The 549-nt window shown below is 46.3% G+C and carries 1 protein-coding gene; it reads left to right on the forward strand.

Annotated features, from left to right (window positions below):
* Positions 1-184, forward strand: a 184-nt coding sequence (locus ACTQ33_RS17130) for a hypothetical protein (RefSeq protein WP_441465693.1), incomplete at its 5' end; no start/stop codon positions are given.
* Positions 185-549 lie beyond the last annotated feature (365 nt).

A 549-nucleotide genomic window follows, 5' to 3' on the forward strand; every position in this document is an offset into this window, starting at 1 on the left:
GTTGTTGAAAAGGCGAAACGGCGGCAGCCGGATTTCCCCGGCTACCGCCCTGAATAAATTTTGCTCTATTCGCACCTTAAATGGTGTTTACACGGAATTTGGGATTGACCCGGGATTCGCTTTTTATGGGCTCAAGGAACTTGTGCTTGACGGTGGTTTTCTTCCAAGATGCAATTCTGTCTAACCATATGTAAAACCTCCTGCGTGGTGCTTCTATTCTACACCACGCAGGAGGCTTATACAAAATTTGGAATAGTTTCCCACCATGCTGAACATTACGCTGGAAAAAGAGCATGTACGCTTTTTGCCCACACACATAGACCACCAACATATCTGGTGGTGATTTTATAACAAAGAGCGGGCCTATGTCATCCTCATTATTTCTTCAGTTTCTAGCCAATATAGGCCAAAATGAAAAAATGCTTATGAGGCAACATCTTTAAGGCAGCACCGCACAATTGCTGAGGCAAGCGCTGTCGAATCACCCATCAGGCAGGAAACCATAGGCTTCCCGGCGCATTTCTTCGCGAGAGCGCACAACTTCAAGCC

This window comes from Candidatus Avoscillospira sp. LCP25S3_F1, from assembly GCF_052117125.1.
GTDB lineage: Bacteria > Bacillota > Clostridia > Oscillospirales > Oscillospiraceae > Avoscillospira_A.